Here is a 1,440-nt window from a genome sequence, read left to right as displayed (position 1 = left end):
TCTCTAGGGGGCCTTACCCACACAAGGTGGTGGGAGACCTCATCTTGAGGCGAGCTTCCCGCTTAGATGCTTTCAGCGGTTATCCCTACCGAACGTAGCCAACCAGCCGTGCTCCTGGCGGAACAACTGGCACACCAGAGGTTCGTCCGTCCCGGTCCTCTCGTACTAGGGACAGCCCCTCGCAAGTCTCCTGCGCGCGCAGCGGATAGGGACCGAACTGTCTCGCGACGTTCTAAACCCAGCTCGCGTACCGCTTTAATGGGCGAACAGCCCAACCCTTGGGACCTACTCCAGCCCCAGGATGCGACGAGCCGACATCGAGGTGCCAAACCATCCCGTCGATATGGACTCTTGGGGAAGATCAGCCTGTTATCCCCGGGGTACCTTTTAGCCGTTGAGCGACACCGCTTCCACACGCCGATGCCGGATCACTAGTCCCAGCTTTCGCTCCTGCTCGACCCGTCAGTCTCACAGTCAAGCTCCCTTGTGCACTTACACTCGACACCTGATTGCCAACCAGGCTGAGGGAACCTTTGGGCGCCTCCGTTACCTTTTAGGAGGCAACCGCCCCAGTTAAACTACCCACCAGACACTGTCCCCCACCCGGATACACGGGCGCGGGTTAGACGTCCAAAACGACCAGAGTGGTATTTCACCAATGACTCCACCACGACTAGCGTCGCAGCTTCCCAGTCTCCCACCTATCCTACACAAGACGCTCCAAACGCCAATGTCAAGCTGTAGTGAAGGTCCCGGGGTCTTTCCGTCCTGCTGCGCGAAACGAGCATCTTTACTCGTACTGCAATTTCACCGGGCCTGTGGTTGAGACAGCGGGGAAGTCGTTACGCCATTCGTGCAGGTCGGAACTTACCCGACAAGGAATTTCGCTACCTTAGGATGGTTATAGTTACCACCGCCGTTTACCGGCGCTTAAGTTCTCACCTTCGCCGACTAACGTCAGCTAAGCGGTCCCCTTAACGTTCCGGCACCGGGCAGGCGTCAGTCCGTATACATCGTCTTACGACTTCGCACGGACCTGTGTTTTTAGTAAACAGTCGCTTCCCCCTGGCCACTGCGACCCCCACCAGCTCACGAAGCTAGTCCGATCACCAGTAAAGGTCCCCCTTCTCCCGAAGTTACGGGGGCAATTTGCCGAGTTCCTTAACCACAGTTCACCCGACCGCCTTGGTATTCTCTACCTGACCACCTGAGTCGGTTTAGGGTACGGGCCGCCGCGACACTCACTAGAGGCTTTTCTCGGCAGCATAGGATCACCCACTTCGCCACAATCGGCTCGGCATCACACCTCAGGCTTAATGAGAGACGGATTTACCTATCTCTCGCCCTACATGCTTACCCCGGGACAACCACCGCCCGGGCTGGGCTACCTTCCTGCGTCACCCCATCGCTTACCTACTACCAGATCAGGCCAGGCGTTCA

1 rRNA gene is annotated in these 1,440 nt (G+C 57.8%); it reads right to left on the bottom strand.

Annotated features, from left to right (window positions below):
- Positions 1-1,440: ribosomal RNA gene (locus ACIBK1_RS40585) — 23S ribosomal RNA — on the bottom strand; the annotation flags it as partial.

The sequence above is a fragment of the Microbispora rosea genome, assembly GCF_044460045.1.
GTDB lineage: Bacteria > Actinomycetota > Actinomycetes > Streptosporangiales > Streptosporangiaceae > Microbispora > Microbispora rosea.
Note: the sequence above shows the minus strand (reverse complement) of the source record. Positions and strands in the feature narration are given on the sequence as shown.